Raw genomic sequence first — 17,191 nt, forward strand, 5'->3', positions numbered from 1 at the left:
TTGGATGATATTGGGCAACCAATATTTAATTTTCTTTTTCATAGCAATTTTTTTCCCATCCTTAATCTTTTTAAGGATGGGTTTTGCATTTTTAGGGGTCGTCTTTGTGACACTTTGATTTCTGTATCTTTGAAAAAAATAGTTGATGAGCCATATTCTTGTTGCTGATGGGATCACCAAAAAGTTCGGTGACCAAACTGCACTGAGCAACATTGACCTAGAAATACCCAAGAATTGTATTTATGGATTATTGGGCCCTAACGGGGCAGGAAAAACCACGCTCATACGCATCATCAACCAAATCACATTTCCAGATTCTGGACAGATTTTTCTGGATGGCGAACCCCTTCAACAGCAGCATATCGCCACCATCGGCTACCTACCGGAAGAACGGGGGCTCTACAAAAGCATGAAGGTTGGCGAACAGGCACTCTATTTGGCCCAATTGAAAGGGTTGTCAAAAAATGATGCCAAGACAAAATTGAAATATTGGTTCGAACGGCTCGAGATTGGTGATTGGTGGAACAAAAGAATTCAGGAACTTTCAAAAGGCATGGCCCAGAAAATCCAATTTATTGTGACCGTGCTTCACGAACCTAAACTGTTGATTTTTGATGAGCCTTTTAGCGGCTTTGACCCGGTGAACGCCAATAAAATTAAAGATGAGATACTGCATTTGAAAGAGCAGGGCACCTCAATCATCTTTTCGACCCATAGAATGGAATCCGTTGAAGAACTCTGTGAATATATTGCACTGTTGAACCGCTCGCACAAAGTTTTGGATGGCAAGCTTTCGGATATCAAAAAGGCCTATAAAAGAAATATTTACAAAGTGGGGCTACAGCCATCCAACAGTGAAGATGTATTGAAAAAACTTGATGGAAAATTTAAAATCAGTGAGCCTTTTATCAACGAGGGCCCACAAGTGGGTTTTAAAGTGCAGCTTTCTTCAGGCGACACCTCGGCCTTTGTAGCTGAAGTCTCCAAGATGGGCAATCTCAACCATTTTGAAGAAATCATTCCCTCTACCAACGATATTTTTATTCGAACTGTAAATGAAAAGAATGGGCATGGGTAAACTGGGGCTGATCATCAAACGTGAATATCTGGCAAAGGTCCGTAACCGATCGTTCATCGTCATGACCTTCTTGAGCCCTGTGTTGCTCGTGGGCATGGTCGTGCTCATTGCATATCTCACCAAAATCAATGATAGTGAAAAACGGGTCATCGCAGTTTTGAACGAGAGCCCCTTTTTTCAAGATGAGTTCATTCAGAAAGAAAATATGTCTTATGTGCATTACGATGCTATTTCAGTCGAAGCCGCTAAAGACTCCACATCAAGTTTGGGCTATTATGGGTTGTTGCACATTCCCCAAAATAATGAGATGGAATCCGCCGCGAACAACGCCATTCTTTATACAAAAGATAGCCCTACAAATTATATCGTTTCGTCGCTAGAAGACATTTTTCAACGTCATTTGCGCCAAGAACGTTTGCAACAGATAGGTGTATCGCCCACTGATTTTAAGGATGTTGAGAGGAATTTTGATATTCGTACAGAGACTTTCTCAGGCGAGGCCAATGTGAAGGGCATCAATGAAATCAAGGCATTCATTGGGGGCGGTTTTGGGTATTTGATCATGATGTTCATCATTATTTATGGTGGATTTGTCATGCGCTCTGTGATTGAGGAAAAAACCAGCCGTATCATTGAGGTCATTATTTCTTCAGTAAAACCGTTTCAGTTGATGTTGGGCAAAATCATTGGAACATCACTGGCAGGCATCACCCAGTTTGCCATCTGGATTTTTTCAGCTTCGTTGCTGTTGTTTGTAGCTGCCCTGATATTTGATATTGATTTGATGGCCTTGAATGCAAACCCAGCGATGGATAATTTATCTTCCGTTCAGGCACCCCCAACCGACGAGTTGGAAACGTATCTAAAAGAAATGCTCAAAATACCATGGTTGACCCTGATATTTTCTTTTTTCATTTATTTCATCTTGGGATATTTGATATACAGCTCCATTTATGCGGCGATTGGTGCGGCGGTAGACAATGAGACGGATACCCAACAATTCATCTTCCCCATCATCATGCCTTTGATGTTGGCCATTTATGTCGGTTTTTTCTCGGTATTCAATAATCCGCACGGCCCCATAGCAGTGGGTTTTTCACTGTTTCCATTGACCTCGCCCATAGTCATGTTGATGCGTCTGCCCAGTGGTATTGGTGAAGCTGGAGTGCCTGTATGGCAATTGGCGGCATCAATTTTTTTGCTAATCGTTACTTTTATAGGCATTGTTTGGTTTGCATCAAAAATATATAGGGTGGGTATTTTGATGTATGGCAAAAAGCCGACCTATCGTGAACTCTTTAAATGGTTAAGATATTAGCATGCCACAAGATACTGACAGCGGTATAAAAGAAGTGCTCAAAGAAGATATCTGGGGCTCGATCAAAGATTTTTTGAACTGGGGCTTCCATTGGGGCTCTGGTGAAAAATCTGTTCATATTACGGTTGGGTTGTTGTTACTGCTGATAACGGCCTTTATTGTCACGAGTTTTTTGATGAAATGGCTCCGCAAATTTTTGACCCGAAAAATGGAGCCTGATGACAAACTGAAATTTGTCAGCATTTTTAAGTTCATCAAGTACATAGTGTATGTGACGGTCACACTTTTGACGGTCAGTGCGGCAGGTATCGACATCACATTGCTGATTACGGCTTCTGCCGCCCTTTTTGTCGGGTTGGGTCTCGCTTTGCAAGAACTCTTTCAAGATGTTATCGCCGGCATTTACATCATTGTCGACAAATCGATTCATGTCGGTGACATTATTGAAGTAGAGGGCAAAGTGGGCAAGGTCTTTGAAATTAAGTTGCGGACCACGAGAGCCATCACCAGAGATGATAAGGTGGTTATCATACCCAACCACAAATTTATCAGTGACCTGGTTTTTAATTATACCCAAAACCATCGCATGACCCGTGAGAAGGTCGCCGTAGGTGTGGCTTATGGAAGCGATGTACAATTGGTCACAAAACTTTTGGAAGAAGTGGCGGCTGAGCAAAAAGGTGTTTTGAAGAATCCAAAGCCTTTTGTGCTGTTTGAAGATTTTGGTGACTCGGCATTACTCTTTTCAATCAATTTTTTTACCAACGATAGTTTTGGCGACCCGCGTATCAAAAGTGCAATGCGCTACAATATCGATAATAAGTTCAGGCAGAACAATGTGACCATTCCGTTCCCGCAAAGAGATGTTCATCTTTATTCAAAAACCACCACTTCTGATGCTTAGGTGTCGGCACGTACTGGCGTGCACCAGTTTGATATTTTTGGCCATGGATGGCTTTGCCCAAAGCAGCGACGTTCTTCGCATTGACTACCTGAGAATTCCCAAGAATGCGAGCGGCATAGAAACTTCTCGCTATAAGTTTCTTTTGAACATACCGATCAAGCTGAATGAAGACAACTACCTGGTCGCCGGAGCCGAGTACAATCAATTTGATGTGGGCTATTCGGTCGAACTTCCTTTTGACAACAGCGAACTTGATACATTTCATATCGTGGATTTCAATCTGGGCCATATCACCAAATGGAACGAAAATTGGCGATTGATTACGGTTGTGACACCCCGTTTGGCCTCAAACTTTGTCAAGAGTCCTGATGGCGACGATTTTTTCTTCAATGCTACCGCGACTTTTTTAAAGGATGTACCCGAAGGCGACAAACCTTTTCGTCTGGTATTGGGACTGTCTTTCAATAGCACGACCGGTCTGCCTTTTCCGCTTCCTCTGGTGAGCTATTATAAACGTTTTCACCCCAAATGGTCGTATACCTTGGGCATACCGAGGACAAACTTTCGCTACCATTTGACAGAAAAACAGTTTTTACAGGCATCCGTGCTGCTTGATGGTTATTTTATCAATATTCAGAACGACATCGCCCTGCCCGATGGTCGAACAGGCTCCCGCATTTCGTTGTCTGCGTTGGTGGCTGCCTTGGGCTATCAATACCGAATTGCAAAGCGAACCTCGTTCTATGTGCTCATGGGCCATACCATAGAGCAGGAGGGAATCCTCAGAAATGATAAAAGAGACAATGTTTTTACCCTAAACCGGGATGGGAATTTTTATCTTAGGGGAGGATTCAAAATTTCTATTTTTTAAAACCTATAGATAGTATGTCAAAAATATTGGTGATTGAAGATGAAGCAGCCATTCGAAGGGTATTGGTCAAGATACTGAGCGAAGAAAGTGAAACCTACGAAGTTCTGGAAGCCGAGGACGGCGCCAAAGGACTGGATACCATTAAAAAAGAGGATTTTGACCTTGTGCTCTGTGATATCAAGATGCCAAAAATGGACGGGGTCGAGGTGTTGGAAGCCACGCGAAAAATCAAACCTGAAGTACCCTTTATCATGATTTCTGGCCATGGGGACCTCGATACAGCTGTGAATACCATGCGCTTGGGTGCCTTTGACTACATCTCAAAACCGCCAGACCTCAACCGTTTGCTCACAACAGTAAGGAATGCCCTTGACCGAAAAGAGTTGGTGGTCGAGAATAAGATATTGAAGAAAAAGGTCAGCAAAAACTATGAAATGATTGGTGACAGCAAAGAAATCACCAATATAAAAGACATGATAGAGAAAGTGGCCCCGACCGATGCCCGCGTACTGATTACGGGCCCAAATGGTACGGGTAAAGAACTTGTGGCCCACTGGTTGCACCAAAAAAGCGCGCGTGCATCATCTCCGTTCATAGAGGTGAACTGTGCGGCCATTCCCTCAGAACTGATAGAAAGCGAGCTGTTTGGTCACGTGAAGGGAGCCTTTACCTCAGCGGTCAAAGATAGGGCCGGTAAATTTGAGACCGCCAACAAGGGCACCATTTTTTTGGATGAGATTGGTGATATGAGCCTTTCAGCGCAGGCCAAGGTACTCAGGGCATTACAGGAAAACAAGATTTCTAGGGTCGGCTCTGATAAGGATATCAAAGTGGATGTCAGGGTGATTGCGGCCACCAACAAGGACCTAAAGATGGAGATTGAAGAAAATCGGTTTAGGGAAGACCTCTACCATCGGTTGGCGGTAATCTTGATCAAGGTTCCGTCACTCAATGAAAGACGGGACGACATTCCGCAGTTGATTGAGCACTTTTCAAGTAAAATAGCCGAAGAACAGGGGTCACCAAAAAAACCGTTTTCAAAAAAAGCGGTCGAATTGCTAAAAGGGTACGATTGGACGGGCAACGTGCGTGAACTCCGCAATGTGGTCGAGCGTTTGATCATCCTTGCAGGAGACGAGGTCACCGACAACGATGTCAAGCTATTTGCGAGCAAGTAGACTTTGACCTGAACAACCCTCCAATTTGTTCAGTGCTTCTTTGGTAATCTGCAGTACACGATTGTGATAGTAATGCTTTCGTTGTGAAAGGTCGGGACTCAGCAGATCAGCTTCCGTTTTCTTTCGGGTTGAAAGAATAAATTCCCGGGCTTTTGCACAGTCATTGATTTTTACAACGTTGTCAATCGATTTGCTGTATTTGTCCAGACTTTCCTCGATTTTTTTAACCGAAAACCTGCTGAGGTCAGAAGACTCCTCATTTTTGGGCTCTGCCTCACTGATATTTTTTGTTTCACTGATATTTAATGAGAGTACATCATTGCCATACTTGCTGAGGTTGTTCTTATATTCATCAATGGCATTGATTCCGTTTCGTGTGTTCTTCATGGCGATTTGAAGAAATGTTTTAGAATCCTCGACACTGTCGGCTCTGGTAGCTTCCTTTAGATTGTCAGAAGCAAGATCCATGCTGGTGATGGCATCTTCACAACCACATTCTGAAAAGCTGTATTGGGCGTTCCAAATACCATTGAGTGCCTTGTAGGCATAATACCGCGACATTTTTAAATCTGGTGCCGCAATGGCCTGTTGGGTCTGTTCTTTGATGAACAAGATATTGTTGTTGGCAAATTCGCAAGGGCTGTAGGGTGCAAAAGCAGAAAATGAAAGCCATAGGCCCACTGCGCCCGAAGCAACGGCAATAAGCAGCAAAACTCGCTTTATGGTTTTCATTTAGGCATGATTTGGGACGGTAAAAATAGGCAAGGAATATAGGATATCGAAATTACCTCGGTATACGGCTTTTTTCTTGGCTTAAAGGAAACGGAAATCTTAAAATTTCGGCAAAAGGATGAAAAATCACTGCAAAGTGATAGGATGAAAATGCCTATATTTCAGTATGGATAACATTGTTAGTAGCGACTACCGCGTTTCAAACCCCATCAAATTAGCTGAGTGTTCAACACATAAAGATTTTGGTAAATCGGATAAGGAATTAAAAAAAGAACTTGAAAAGATTCGGAAAGACCTCGGAAAATTTCAGGATACCTTGTATGCCCACGGCAAATATGGTGTCTTGGTCTGCCTTCAGGGGATGGACACCGCCGGCAAGGATAGCCTAATCCGGGAGGTCTTCAAAGATTTTAATGCCCGTGGGGTCGTAGTGCACAGTTTCAAAGTGCCCACGCCCATTGAGTTGAGGCACGATTACCTTTGGCGCCACTATATCGCTTTGCCAGAGCGTGGAAAATTCAGCGTTTTTAACCGTACACATTATGAGAATGTGTTGGTCACCAAAGTGCATCCTACATATATTTTGGGCGAGAACCTTCCCGATGTGAATGGCATATCTGACATCGACGAAGATTTTTGGGCAAAGCGTTACCGCCAAATCAACGATTTTGAGCGGCACATTGCCGAAAATGGCACGATTATCTTCAAGTTTTTCCTTCACTTATCCAAAGAAGAACAGCGAAAACGCTTGCTCAGGCGCATTGAGCTGAAAGAAAAAAACTGGAAATTTTCCCCTGGTGACCTTAAGGAGAGAAAACTATGGGATGTCTACCAAGAATGTTACGAAGAAGCCATCCAAAAGACGACAACAGAGCACGCTCCATGGTTTGTGATACCAGCCGACAACAAAAAAGCGGCTAGGGTCATCGTGGCCTCGATTTTGATGGATGCGTTAAAAAAATACAAAGATATCGACGAACCAGAGCTTGACGATGAGATAAAAGCTAACTTGGAAAACTTTAAAAAACAACTGGAAAAAGAAAAATGAACAAAGCAATACTCTTTTTGGCATTGTTGTGCACCTTTCTGCTACAAGCACAATCTGAAGATGAAAAACAGATTCGCGCCATATACGATGCCGCACTGACCGAGGCAAAAGCCTATGATTGGTTGAACCACTTGTCAAACCAAATTGGTGGTAGGCTTTCGGGCTCGGTACAGGCCCAACAAGCGGTTGAATATACCAAAGAACAACTTGAGGATTTAGGGTTGGATAGGGTATGGCTTCAACCCGTTATGGTACCAAAATGGGTGCGCGGCACCCCTGAATTCGCCTACATTGAAAACAAGCCAGGTGTGACGAACAATGTTCCCATTTGTGCGCTGGGCGGTTCGGTGGCCACCCCTGATGGCGGATTAAAAGCAGAGGTGATCGAAGTACAGGGCATTGAAGAATTGGAAGCAATAGGGCGTGATAGCATTGAAGGAAAGATTGTGTTTTACAACCGGCCGATGGATCCCACAAAGATCAGTACGTTTTCAGCATATTCGGGTTGCGTGGACCAACGCTATTCTGGGGCAGCAGAAGCCGGAAAATATGGTGCTGCAGGGGTCATTGTACGCTCAATGAACCTTCGATTGGATGACCTGCCACATACGGGCTCAATGAGTTATGGTGAGACTCCGGTTGAGAAACGCATACCTGCCGCTGCCATCAGTACGAACGGTGCTGAGCTGTTGAGCACGACCTTAAAGCTGAATCCCAATATCAAGTTTTATTTCAAGCAGAGTTGTAAGCAATATCCTGATGTGGAATCGTACAATGTCATTGGAGAAATCAGGGGCTCAGAGCACCCAGAGGAAATCATGGTGGTTGGCGGCCATCTTGATTCATGGGATCTTGGCGATGGTTCGCACGATGATGGCGCGGGCTGCGTTCAGAGTATGGAAGTGTTGCACCTTTTTAAGAAAATTGGCTATAAACCCAAGCGTACACTTCGAGTGGTCATGTTTATGAATGAGGAAAACGGACTCCGAGGAGGCAATAAATACGCCCAAGTGGCCAAAAGCAAGAATGAGCAACACGTATTTGCCTTGGAAAGTGATGCGGGCGGATTTACCCCACGTGGTTTTTCTTTTGATACCGATGAGGCCAATTTTGAACAGGTACAAAGCTGGAAACCACTTTTTGAACCTTACATGATACACCTATTCGTAAAGGGTGGCAGTGGTGCCGACATTGGCCCGTTGAAAGATGAAGATTTGGTCTTGGCCGGGCTGCGACCCGACTCGCAGCGTTATTTTGATCACCATCATGCCGAGAACGACACCTTTGAGCACGTGAACAAACGTGAATTGGAGCTGGGTGCGGCCACCATGGCAAGTTTGGTCTATTTGGTGGATAAATATGGGATTATTAAATCGAAGAAGGTAAAAGGGTAAATATAAGCGCATACTAGGCCGCTAGTGATATGTGGCAGTAATATGGATTCCTATCTGCTATAAACCCTTCCTTTAAATCATTATTCAGTACACAAAAGGGTAGTCGAAGCAAGTGTTTGCTTCATGGACTCCCTTGCCCAGCATACTTTCTTTCCTCCTCTTCCTGCTCACGAGACATATCTTCCAAACTTCTGCCCTTGGTTTCCTTGACAAACGCCCTGACAAAGAAGTATGCGACTAAGCCAAAGAGTGCATAAACGCCATAGGAAACGCCCAGCCCCAAATAACTCAGCATGATGGGGAAAGTCATGGTTATGGCGAAATTGGATCCCCACTGGGCTATTCCGCAAACAGCCAGTGCTGCTCCTCTATATTGATTGGGAAACATTTCACCCAGCATCACCCACATCACCGGACCCCATGAAGCTGCAAAAAAGGCGATATACGCATTGGCCGCTATCAATGCATAGGTGCCATTATTTCCTTCTAAAATCAGATTGTTTGCACTATCCACGGTAGCTGTTCCGAAAAAATAGGCCAGTACTCCCAACATTACCGCCTGCCCGATTGAACCCACTAACAATAAAGGTTTTCGGCCAACCTTATCTATCAGAACTATGGCCACAATAGTGAAAAATATATTGACACTGCCACTAATGACATTGGTAAGTAACGCATCGGCTTCTGTAAATCCCGCAGCTTGCCAGAGTGTGGCACCATAATAAAATATCACGTTAATACCTGTAAACTGTTGAAGTACAGCAATTCCGATACCGACCCATACCAGTGGGTGGATTTTACCGGTATATTTACTGATAATGTCACTGAGCTTGGGGCGGCTATCTGCTCTTACGGTCGATTTTATATCCGCCACTTTGGCGGTAGCTTCTGTGGCATTACCAATGGAAGAAAGTACTTTGAACGCTTTTTCAGACTGGTTTGAAGCCACTAAAAACCTTGGGGATTCAGGGATGAAAAACAAGACGATCAAGAATATGGCAGCCGGAAGTATTTCTGCCCAAAACATCCATGACCAAGTTTGAAATCCCCACCAAAGCTCTTCCTCAGCACCACCGGAAAGCCCGACAAGTGAATAATTGCTCATAAATGCTACAAACAGGCCAATTACAATCATGAGCTGTTGCAATGTGGCCAGTCGGCCCCTAATTCTCGAAGGGGCAATCTCGCTAATATAGAGTGGTGCCAATATACTGGCTGCGCCTACGGCCAGACCACCAATCAATCGATAGATGACGAACTCTAATGAACCTTCAGAGATACCTGAACCCCATGCACTGATGATAAAGACCAATGCTGCGGTCAACATCATGGGTTTTCTTCCGAACCTGTCGGCCAATGTACCGGCAAAAAAAGCACCCACAACACAACCGAGCAGCACCGAGGCAACATTAAACCCTGTGCCCGCGGCATCGGAGTCAAATGCTGCCTGCAGGGCATCTACAGTACCGTTTATCACTCCGCTATCAAATCCGAACAAAAAACCGCCTATTGCGGCGACAAAAGCCAAAAAGATGACCTTGGGCAGATTGTAACTCTCAATGTGTGTGGATTCTTGGTGTTGATCACTCATTTTGTTAGGGATTGGTTAGGGGTTCTGGTACCCACATTGGTTTTCTGTTTTTGTCGAGCAGTAGCTGAGCCCACTTCTAATTGTGAATATAATAGATAATTCCCTAATACCAAGATTGAAGAAAAATCGGAGGGTATTCGGATTCATATTTTTTTGTACTTGAATTTAGTATTTCCAGGCAGCGCTAATTTTTATTCCTTTTTTATCTCGTACTCAAGTTCAACCATTCCATCTTTAAAAGAAGTAGTGTCTTTAAGGTGTAACAAAATTTCTCTTCCAATAAAATCAAAGAAGAGCTTTCCATTGCCTAAAAGAGTTGGTATGATAGAAATGTTGATTTCATCAGCTAACCCAAGTCGCAGGAATTCTTTTGTTAACATGGATCCACCAACCATCCAAATATTGTTGTATTTAGGTTTCAATGTGTTGGATACGATTTCAGCTAAGTCACCAGATAGAAACTGAACATTCTTTCTATTCGACTTCATATTTCTCTTGGTCAATACAAATACTGGAACGTTTCCATAAGGCCAGCCTAGTTCAACTGCGTGCTCATAAGTCTTGGAACCCATTATGTAGCAGTCTATTGATTTAAGAAATTTGGCAATATATTCCTTTGTAAGCTCGATTCCTTTTTCATAAGTATCCTTTGAGTGCATCCAAGAAACACTTCCGTCTTTTTTGGCAATAAAACCATCAAGACTGGAAACCATGTGAATGGTTATTTTCGACTTTTCAGTTTTCATCTCTCGATGATTTCGTATGATGTATGTTAGCTTTTAATCTAAATTCAGTTGCCAAGACACACCAAATCGGTCTTCAACAAAGCCAAATTTTTGACTGAAACCATAATTGCCCAATGGCATCATAACTTTTCCGTTTTCGGATAGTTTTGTGAATAACTGTTCAAGTTCCCTTTCGTCTGCACATTTCACATAATTTGATACTGCTGGCGTAAAGTCCCAATCATGTATCGGTGGGCTGTCGCTGCACATAAACAGTTTTCCATTCAAATTAAATGTAGCATGCATTATTGTTCCTTCTTTTCCTGGTCCTTCCTTTCCCCAACGTTTTAGCGTGACAATTTCAGAATTGTCAAACAGCCCTACATAAAAGTTCATTGCTTGTTCGGCGTCTTCTTTTTGAAATGTCAAGAATGTGGCAATTTGCCCTTTCGCGCCGATTGAAGTCTCAAGTGTTACTTTTTTTAAATCATCTCCGTTGTTGTGTAAGGCGATTAATTTTTCGTTGGCATCTGTGTTGTTCTTTAAGTCATTGCAACTGAAGGCGAGTAAAACCAAAATCAGTAAAGGTGTAATTCTTTTCATGTCTAGAGTTTTGTTTAGGTTAGAGCATTTCAACGATTTGAATATTATTTCCACAAGTGTCATTAAATACAGCAAATTTTGCAGTTCCCATTACGGTTGGCTTGACACTGAATTCCACCCCTAATTTTAATAATCGTTCATATTCGGCATCAACACTTTCCACATCAAATTGAGTCCACGGAATTCCTACTTCCATTAATGCGTCTTGAAAAACTTTACAAGGTTCAAAATGGTTAGGTGCAGGTTCTAATAATAATTCTGGTCCATCCTGCCATTCTGGTGAAACTAAGGTCAACCATCTGTTTCCACCTTCTAATGGGGCATCCTTCTTTAATATGAAACCTAATTTTTCAGTATAAAATTTTAAAGCCTTTTCTTGGTCTCGAACCGGAATGCTAGTTAGCGTTACTTTCATCTTTTTTACTTTTTCCGTTTATTTCGACAAGTTCTTAAATGCTATTGTGGGCCACTTTGTGAAAATTGCTCTTTTTGAAATGCAGTTGGTGAAAGACCTATTTTGTTCTTAAATAACGTACTGAATGAACTGGGTGTTTCAAACCCTACGCAATAGCAAACCTCTGATACACTCATGCCTTGTTTTAAATACTCTTTTGATTTTTCGATTCTTTTGTTTATTAAATACTGTTTTGGTGTAAGTCCGTAATATCTCTTGAAAAGTCGTAGCAAATGATATTTTGAAGTAAAATGTACATGGGACAGAAAATTTAAATTAAGCTCTTTATCAAAATTGCTATCGATAAAATTCCTGATGGCAATCACGGTCTGTAGTTGTTTGTCATTCGAAAAACAAATATTTTTTATTCGCTTAATTTCATTTTCGTAGAATGTCACTTTTGTCAATTTAATAGGACCTCAAATTGTGGCTAACAATCTTGTGTATGATTGGTTGCTGACTTTTTCAACAGAAAATGTGAGCCTGTATCAAAGATAACTGATTGCAGAATTTTTGGCGCTCGTTGACAACCCTTACCTTTGCCGCTCATTTAAAACGAGCACAATGCAAGACGGTATCTACGCAAGATTCAATACCACCAAAGGTGAAATTTTGGTCAAACTCACCCATAAGAAGACCCCCGGCACGGTGGGCAACTTTGTGGCTTTGGCCGAAGGAAACATGAAGAACGCTGCCAAAGACAAGGGCCAGCCCTATTATGATGGGCTAAAGTTTCATAGGGTCATCAATGATTTTATGGTTCAGGGCGGTTGCCCACAGGGTACGGGCACCGGTAGCCCAGGCTATCAGTTTGATGATGAGTTTCATGATGATTTGACCCATGACGGCCCAGGGGTGCTTTCGATGGCCAATGCTGGCCCCGGCACCAATGGCAGCCAATTTTTTATTACTCATGTAGCCACCCCATGGTTGGATAATAAGCACACTGTTTTTGGCCACGTAGAACACGGTCAAGAAGTGGTCGATGCCATTGAGCAGGGCGACACCATAGAAAGTTTGGAAATTGTCAGAGAAGGCGAAGAAGCCCAAAATTGGGATGCGTTAGGAGCGTTTCAAGAATTTGATGCATCAAAAGAAAAGCGCATGGCAGAACAAAAGGCAAAAGCCGAGGCTGAACTTGAAAAACTGGCTGCTGGCTTTGAAAAGACCGAAAGTGGGCTGCGCTATAAAAAAATACAGGAGGGTTCCGGGCAAAAGGCCGAGAAAGGCCAAAAAGTATCGGTTCATTATGAGGGGAGCCTTACCAATGGCCAAGTGTTTGACTCTTCGTACAGTCGCAACGAACCCATCGATTTTCAACTGGGCATCGGTCAGGTGATTCCCGGGTGGGATGAGGGCATCGCATTGTTGAAGGTCGGTGACAAGGCCCGTTTTGTGATTCCTTCCCATTTGGCATACGGTAGCCGTGGGGCAGGCGGGGTGATTCCACCAGACGCCACTTTGGTATTTGATGTTGAATTGATGGATGTGAACTAAACCTTCCTGATTTCGCTGAACTAGTTTAAAAGAAAAAGCCCCGATGGTACCATCAGGGCTTTTGTTTTATAAAAAAGATAAATTGGTGCTGTTATACTACTTGTACGTTTACGGCGTTCAATCCTTTTTTACCTTGTTGTAGTTCAAACTCTACAACATCACCTTCTCGAATCTCGTCGATTAAACCCGAAACGTGTACAAAGTGATCTGTTTCTGAACCTTCTTCAGTAATAAAGCCGTAGCCCTTAGAATCGTTGAAGAATTTTACTGTTCCTTTACTCATAATAAATATTAAAAAATTAAATAATGGTGCAAAGGTAAAGTAATTAATTGATAGTGAGTTTTTTTGGGCCTATTAATTACATTTTTTTTGAGTGCCCAAAAAATCAGGTCTTAAAATTATTTTGCTCTATTGGTGCTCAAGAACAGCAACAAGATATTAATTAAGAGCAGCAGTGCCAAAATGCTGAAAAACGTATTCATGGTCGCGAATCTATCTAGTGTTCAATAGTTCAACACTTACATATACACGAACCCTACCTAGAATGTCAGCTTTAACATTTCTCTTGATAAGATTTTAGGTGCAATGTTTGTTTATTGAACTTGGGGTTGTTCTTGCTATTAGATACAAACACTGCAGAAGGTTGCGCCAAACATAAAAAACCTCCATTTTTCAGGAGGCTTTTTTAATGATTATACCTGTGCCGCTGCCAGCGGATCTGGGGTAAACCTTAGATAGGGCTTGACTTCTTCAACCCCGTTCGGAAAAATTTCTTGGGCTTCATCTGTGGGTATGGCGGGGCTTACGACCACGTCTTCCCCATTTTTCCAATTAGCAGGGGTAGCCACTTTGTGGTAGGCGGTCAGCTGCAGCGAGTCAATCACCCGAAGCAGCTCATAAAAATTTCTGCCTGTTGAGGCAGGATAGGTCAATATCAATTTCACCGTTTTATCGGGTGCGATGATGAACACCGAACGCACCGTAAGCTTATCATCGGCCTTGGGGTGAATCATATCGTACAATTCGGCCACTTTACCATCTTCGTCGGCAATGATCGGAAAATTGACCACAGTGTTCTGGGTCTCATTGATGTCTTTGATCCATTCGTGGTGAGAGTCGAGAGGATCCACACTCAACGCCATCATTTTGACATTGCGTTTGTCAAATTCATCCTTGAACTTGGCGGCGGTACCGAGCTCAGTGGTGCAGACAGGTGTAAAGTCTGCAGGATGGGAAAACAAAATGCCCCAACCATCGCCCAGATAGTCGTAAAAGTTTAAAGTGCCTTGTGAAGTTTCTGCTGTAAAATCGGGGGCGGTGTCGCCCAATCGTATTGTTGCCATAGTGTGTTGTTTTTTATTTCCTACTAAATTAGTAGCTTATTGATTTATCAAAAGATCAAGCTGGTTAAAACTATATTAAAGTTTGGTTTCCTAAAATGATTTTTGTCATTTCTGCACATCGCGAATCCATCACTTTTATATATTTATGACTATGGATGAAACTACATTGGACCAATTGCGATATCCCATCGGGAAATATAAAATTCCAAAACCGATTACCGAGGCACACCTTACGTCTTGGATCAGTATTCTAGAGGATCTGCCCCAACGCTTGGCAAATTTGGTCAAACCACTTTCTGAAGAACAGTTGGAAACACCGTATCGCCCTGAGGGATGGACGGTAAGACAAGTCGTACACCATATTTCTGACAGCCATCACCACAGCTATATTCGGTTCAAGTGGGCGTTGACTGAAGACAATCCGACCATCAAACCCTATCTTGAAAAGGAATGGTCAAAGTTGTTTGATGCCAAGACAGCGCCGATCGATATTTCACTAAGCCATCTAAGTGCGGTTCACGCCAAGCTGGTCTATTTGTTGAAAGGCCTTTCATCAGAGGATTTAAAGCGAACGTTTGCCCATCCTGAAGACAACCAGACCACTACATTGGAGGAGAATGTGGGCCGTTATGCGTGGCACGGCAGCCACCACTTTGCCCATATCGAAAATTTGATCAAAAGAGAAGGTTGGTAGACTTTTGGTAGACTTATAGTTCTCTGGCCAATACCCACATGGCGCTTTCAGAAATTTTGACATTGGAGAGTTTTAAAGAGGTCTCTTTTACAATTTTAAATCCGTTTTTTTGGTAAAAACCCAAGGTTCTTCCCTTTTTCATGGTATCTAACCAAACAACTTTTTTGTTCAGCCGTTTCGCCAGTTTCATAATGAACTGTAAGACTTGTTTTCCCAACCCTCTGCCCGAATGGTCTTTGAGCAGGTAAATTTTTTCGGCCAATAGGGCTTCCTCCCCATCAAAGGCACCAAAACCTTTATTCAGCACGAGCTTGACAATGCCCATGGTGTCGTTGTTCATTTTTACCAGAAAATGGGCATTGTTGTCATCATTGATTTCTGATCGTACAATTTCAGGGGTGAAACTTCTGGAGATATAGGGTGACGGATCATCATTTTTCCAAAGGTGAAGATAATGCTCGATGTACGATTGTTTACCTGTGTCAATATACACGCCGATTGTTTTTTCGGTGACGGTCTCAAAGGCAACCTCCATTTCTATGATTTTTCTCCCCCTTCATGGCCATAAAAGAACACCCAAGTAGAAAAATCTTCGGTAAAGTTCTCAAATCGATGTTCTGCACCTGCGGGAACGAACAAGAAATCACCGGGTTCAAAAGTAGTTCTGACCGCACCATTTTGAAATTCACCTGTACCGGATATGACCACGTAGATTTCATCGCGAGAATGCGGTTTCTGCAAATCCACTTTTTCAGGTTTGTAGATCTCAACCTTTAGTGACCCATGGTTGAAAAGCTCCAGAAAAGGTGAATCTTGCTGTGCCAGTTTTTTCAATGCGTTTTTCGTATTCAACCGCATACTTTAAAATTTTACATTTGCTGATTATCCTCCTTTGGTGAGCCTGTACCGAATTTATTTCGAGAGGCTAGGGGGAAGCCTTCCATTTGATATTGCAGCCAATACTTGGTTTTTGATCCTCACTGATAGGTTCATTTTTGAGCAATGCATCCATGGCGTTACGGAGGTCATTGCCGGTGACGGGTATACCATTTCCGGGGCGCGAATCGTCCAATTGGCCGCGATAGACCAGTTTTAAATCCGCATCAAAAAGAAAAAAGTCAGGGGTACACGCTGCATCATATTCCTTGGCGACTTCTTGGGTTTCGTCGTACAGGTAGGGAAATGTATACCCCTCTTCTTTGGCCACTTCTTTCATCAAATGTGGGGCGTCTTGTGGATAATTCTCCACATCATTGCTTGATACGGCAATGAAAGCAATCCCCTTTTCTTGATATTCTTTTCCTAATCTTGCGATTTCTTCATTGACATGCTTTACAAAGGGGCAATGGTTACAGATAAACATGATGAGTGTGCCTTGGTCTCCTTTTAAGGCCTGTAGGTTCAGGGTCTTTTCAGTGACCGTGTCCATCAAACTGAATTCAGGGGCGAAAGTGCCCAAGGGAAGCATAGTACTGGGTGTTTGTGCCATTCTTGCTATTTTTTGTTCTTTTAGAGACTGTAAAAAAATAATCGACATATTTCAAAACAGTCTCTAAGATACGATGAAAAGAGCATAAACTTTTTTGAGCACACCCTACAAGCATGCTTAAAATAAGTTTATGCGAATTACTGAATGTGTGTAAATTTTTAGTTTATTCATTTTCAGCAAACTATAAAATTTTAAACAGATGAAACGGAATATTTTTTTATCCGTTTTCAAGGGAAATTGACAAAATCGATTGCGACAAAAAACAGTATCT

At 42.6% G+C, this 17,191-nt stretch carries 20 protein-coding genes; 9 read left to right on the forward strand and 11 right to left on the reverse strand.

Annotation, left to right across the window (positions count from 1 at the left end; translation table 11 throughout):
- Nucleotides 1-145 precede the first annotated feature (145 nt).
- From AAAH86_RS01350 to AAAH86_RS01370, 5 genes are read left to right on the forward strand one after another with little or no spacing between them, the layout of a single operon-like run.
- Nucleotides 146-1,078 carry an ATP-binding cassette domain-containing protein gene (locus AAAH86_RS01350; RefSeq protein WP_343485697.1) on the forward strand — a complete coding sequence of 311 codons (933 nt, stop codon included), beginning with the start codon at nucleotides 146-148 and terminating at the stop codon, nucleotides 1,076-1,078.
- Nucleotides 1,071-2,396 (forward strand): ABC transporter permease, encoded by a 1,326-nt coding sequence (locus AAAH86_RS01355; protein ID WP_343485698.1) that lies wholly within the window; start codon nucleotides 1,071-1,073, stop codon nucleotides 2,394-2,396. Before AAAH86_RS01350 ends, AAAH86_RS01355 begins: the two co-directional genes overlap by 8 nt.
- Before the next feature lies 1 nt (nucleotide 2,397).
- Complete coding sequence (locus AAAH86_RS01360) at nucleotides 2,398-3,300, forward strand: mechanosensitive ion channel domain-containing protein (protein WP_343485699.1); 903 nt, start codon at nucleotides 2,398-2,400, stop codon at nucleotides 3,298-3,300.
- On the forward strand, nucleotides 3,293-4,171 hold the full coding sequence (locus AAAH86_RS01365; protein WP_343485701.1) for a DUF6268 family outer membrane beta-barrel protein: 879 nt from the start codon (nucleotides 3,293-3,295) through the stop codon (nucleotides 4,169-4,171). Before AAAH86_RS01360 ends, AAAH86_RS01365 begins: the two co-directional genes overlap by 8 nt.
- 14 nt (nucleotides 4,172-4,185) lie before the next feature.
- Entirely contained in the window at nucleotides 4,186-5,349 is a 1,164-nt protein-coding gene (locus AAAH86_RS01370; RefSeq protein ID WP_343485702.1) for a sigma-54 dependent transcriptional regulator, read from the forward strand.
- Here AAAH86_RS01370 and AAAH86_RS01375 read toward each other — a convergent pair.
- Complete coding sequence (locus AAAH86_RS01375) at nucleotides 5,332-6,081, reverse strand: hypothetical protein (protein ID WP_343485703.1); 750 nt, start codon at nucleotides 6,079-6,081, stop codon at nucleotides 5,332-5,334. The two genes, AAAH86_RS01370 and AAAH86_RS01375, sit on opposite strands and share 18 nt — an antisense overlap.
- A gap of 166 nt (nucleotides 6,082-6,247) precedes the next feature.
- Between AAAH86_RS01375 and AAAH86_RS01380 the strand changes: the two genes are divergently transcribed.
- Nucleotides 6,248-7,129: a PPK2 family polyphosphate kinase gene (locus tag AAAH86_RS01380; RefSeq protein ID WP_343485704.1), complete on the forward strand. Its 882-nt coding sequence runs from the start codon at nucleotides 6,248-6,250 to the stop codon at nucleotides 7,127-7,129.
- Nucleotides 7,126-8,523: a M28 family peptidase gene (locus AAAH86_RS01385; RefSeq protein ID WP_343485705.1), complete on the forward strand. Its 1,398-nt coding sequence runs from the start codon at nucleotides 7,126-7,128 to the stop codon at nucleotides 8,521-8,523. The genes AAAH86_RS01380 and AAAH86_RS01385 overlap by 4 nt, the downstream gene beginning before the upstream one ends.
- A gap of 121 nt (nucleotides 8,524-8,644) precedes the next feature.
- Here AAAH86_RS01385 and AAAH86_RS01390 read toward each other — a convergent pair whose 3' ends face one another.
- The 5 genes from AAAH86_RS01390 to AAAH86_RS01410 form a co-directional block, all read right to left on the reverse strand.
- Complete coding sequence (locus AAAH86_RS01390; protein WP_343485706.1) at nucleotides 8,645-10,114, reverse strand: sugar porter family MFS transporter; 1,470 nt, start codon at nucleotides 10,112-10,114, stop codon at nucleotides 8,645-8,647.
- A gap of 191 nt (nucleotides 10,115-10,305) precedes the next feature.
- Entirely contained in the window at nucleotides 10,306-10,860 is a 555-nt protein-coding gene (locus AAAH86_RS01395; protein WP_343485707.1) for a dihydrofolate reductase family protein, read from the reverse strand.
- A 33-nt stretch (nucleotides 10,861-10,893) separates the two neighbouring features.
- A complete protein-coding gene (locus AAAH86_RS01400; RefSeq protein WP_343485708.1) occupies nucleotides 10,894-11,442 on the reverse strand; it encodes a VOC family protein in 549 nt (182 codons plus the stop codon).
- Nucleotides 11,443-11,461: 19 nt separating this feature from the next.
- Nucleotides 11,462-11,857 (reverse strand): VOC family protein, encoded by a 396-nt coding sequence (locus AAAH86_RS01405; RefSeq protein WP_343485709.1) that lies wholly within the window; start codon nucleotides 11,855-11,857, stop codon nucleotides 11,462-11,464.
- Between the two features lie 41 nt (nucleotides 11,858-11,898).
- Complete coding sequence (locus tag AAAH86_RS01410; RefSeq protein ID WP_343485710.1) at nucleotides 11,899-12,294, reverse strand: AraC family transcriptional regulator; 396 nt, start codon at nucleotides 12,292-12,294, stop codon at nucleotides 11,899-11,901.
- A 166-nt stretch (nucleotides 12,295-12,460) separates the two neighbouring features.
- Between AAAH86_RS01410 and AAAH86_RS01415 the strand changes: the two genes are divergently transcribed.
- Nucleotides 12,461-13,393: a peptidylprolyl isomerase gene (locus AAAH86_RS01415; RefSeq protein WP_343485711.1), complete on the forward strand. Its 933-nt coding sequence runs from the start codon at nucleotides 12,461-12,463 to the stop codon at nucleotides 13,391-13,393.
- A gap of 91 nt (nucleotides 13,394-13,484) precedes the next feature.
- Here the strand turns inward: AAAH86_RS01415 and AAAH86_RS01420 are convergent, their stop codons facing one another.
- Entirely contained in the window at nucleotides 13,485-13,676 is a 192-nt protein-coding gene (locus tag AAAH86_RS01420; RefSeq protein WP_343485713.1) for a cold shock domain-containing protein, read from the reverse strand.
- A gap of 410 nt (nucleotides 13,677-14,086) precedes the next feature.
- Entirely contained in the window at nucleotides 14,087-14,737 is a 651-nt protein-coding gene (locus AAAH86_RS01425) for a peroxiredoxin (RefSeq protein ID WP_343485714.1), read from the reverse strand.
- A 151-nt stretch (nucleotides 14,738-14,888) separates the two neighbouring features.
- On the opposite strand from AAAH86_RS01425, the gene AAAH86_RS01430 reads away from it, so the two are divergent.
- A complete protein-coding gene (locus AAAH86_RS01430; RefSeq protein WP_343485715.1) occupies nucleotides 14,889-15,431 on the forward strand; it encodes a YfiT family bacillithiol transferase in 543 nt (180 codons plus the stop codon).
- Between the two features lie 13 nt (nucleotides 15,432-15,444).
- Here AAAH86_RS01430 and AAAH86_RS01435 read toward each other — a convergent pair whose 3' ends face one another.
- The 3 genes from AAAH86_RS01435 to AAAH86_RS01445 form a co-directional block, all read right to left on the reverse strand.
- Nucleotides 15,445-15,966, reverse strand: coding sequence for a GNAT family N-acetyltransferase (locus AAAH86_RS01435; protein WP_343485716.1), 522 nt, complete (start codon nucleotides 15,964-15,966; stop codon nucleotides 15,445-15,447).
- 2 nt (nucleotides 15,967-15,968) lie between these two features.
- Entirely contained in the window at nucleotides 15,969-16,289 is a 321-nt protein-coding gene (locus tag AAAH86_RS01440) for a cupin domain-containing protein (protein WP_343485717.1), read from the reverse strand.
- 67 nt (nucleotides 16,290-16,356) lie between these two features.
- Entirely contained in the window at nucleotides 16,357-16,920 is a 564-nt protein-coding gene (locus tag AAAH86_RS01445; RefSeq protein ID WP_343485718.1) for a thioredoxin family protein, read from the reverse strand.
- Between the last annotated feature and the right edge of the window lie 271 nt (nucleotides 16,921-17,191).

Origin of the sequence: Allomuricauda sp. d1, from assembly GCF_039592695.1 — a bacterium.
Taxonomy (GTDB): domain Bacteria; phylum Bacteroidota; class Bacteroidia; order Flavobacteriales; family Flavobacteriaceae; genus Flagellimonas_A.

Coding starts and splice junctions, on each gene's coding strand:
- AAAH86_RS01350 (WP_343485697.1), top strand. CDS start 146: ATGAGCCATATTCTTGTTGCTGATGGGATCACCAAAAAGTTCGGTGAC.
- AAAH86_RS01355 (WP_343485698.1), top strand. CDS start 1,071: ATGGGTAAACTGGGGCTGATCATCAAACGTGAATATCTGGCAAAGGTC.
- AAAH86_RS01360 (WP_343485699.1), top strand. CDS start 2,398: ATGCCACAAGATACTGACAGCGGTATAAAAGAAGTGCTCAAAGAAGAT.
- AAAH86_RS01365 (WP_343485701.1), top strand. CDS start 3,293: ATGCTTAGGTGTCGGCACGTACTGGCGTGCACCAGTTTGATATTTTTG.
- AAAH86_RS01370 (WP_343485702.1), top strand. CDS start 4,186: ATGTCAAAAATATTGGTGATTGAAGATGAAGCAGCCATTCGAAGGGTA.
- AAAH86_RS01375 (WP_343485703.1), bottom strand. CDS start 6,081: ATGAAAACCATAAAGCGAGTTTTGCTGCTTATTGCCGTTGCTTCGGGC.
- AAAH86_RS01380 (WP_343485704.1), top strand. CDS start 6,248: ATGGATAACATTGTTAGTAGCGACTACCGCGTTTCAAACCCCATCAAA.
- AAAH86_RS01385 (WP_343485705.1), top strand. CDS start 7,126: ATGAACAAAGCAATACTCTTTTTGGCATTGTTGTGCACCTTTCTGCTA.
- AAAH86_RS01390 (WP_343485706.1), bottom strand. CDS start 10,114: ATGAGTGATCAACACCAAGAATCCACACACATTGAGAGTTACAATCTG.
- AAAH86_RS01395 (WP_343485707.1), bottom strand. CDS start 10,860: ATGAAAACTGAAAAGTCGAAAATAACCATTCACATGGTTTCCAGTCTT.
- AAAH86_RS01400 (WP_343485708.1), bottom strand. CDS start 11,442: ATGAAAAGAATTACACCTTTACTGATTTTGGTTTTACTCGCCTTCAGT.
- AAAH86_RS01405 (WP_343485709.1), bottom strand. CDS start 11,857: ATGAAAGTAACGCTAACTAGCATTCCGGTTCGAGACCAAGAAAAGGCT.
- AAAH86_RS01415 (WP_343485711.1), top strand. CDS start 12,461: ATGCAAGACGGTATCTACGCAAGATTCAATACCACCAAAGGTGAAATT.
- AAAH86_RS01420 (WP_343485713.1), bottom strand. CDS start 13,676: ATGAGTAAAGGAACAGTAAAATTCTTCAACGATTCTAAGGGCTACGGC.
- AAAH86_RS01425 (WP_343485714.1), bottom strand. CDS start 14,737: ATGGCAACAATACGATTGGGCGACACCGCCCCCGATTTTACAGCAGAA.
- AAAH86_RS01430 (WP_343485715.1), top strand. CDS start 14,889: ATGGATGAAACTACATTGGACCAATTGCGATATCCCATCGGGAAATAT.
- AAAH86_RS01435 (WP_343485716.1), bottom strand. CDS start 15,966: ATGGAGGTTGCCTTTGAGACCGTCACCGAAAAAACAATCGGCGTGTAT.
- AAAH86_RS01440 (WP_343485717.1), bottom strand. CDS start 16,289: ATGCGGTTGAATACGAAAAACGCATTGAAAAAACTGGCACAGCAAGAT.
- AAAH86_RS01445 (WP_343485718.1), bottom strand. CDS start 16,920: ATGGCACAAACACCCAGTACTATGCTTCCCTTGGGCACTTTCGCCCCT.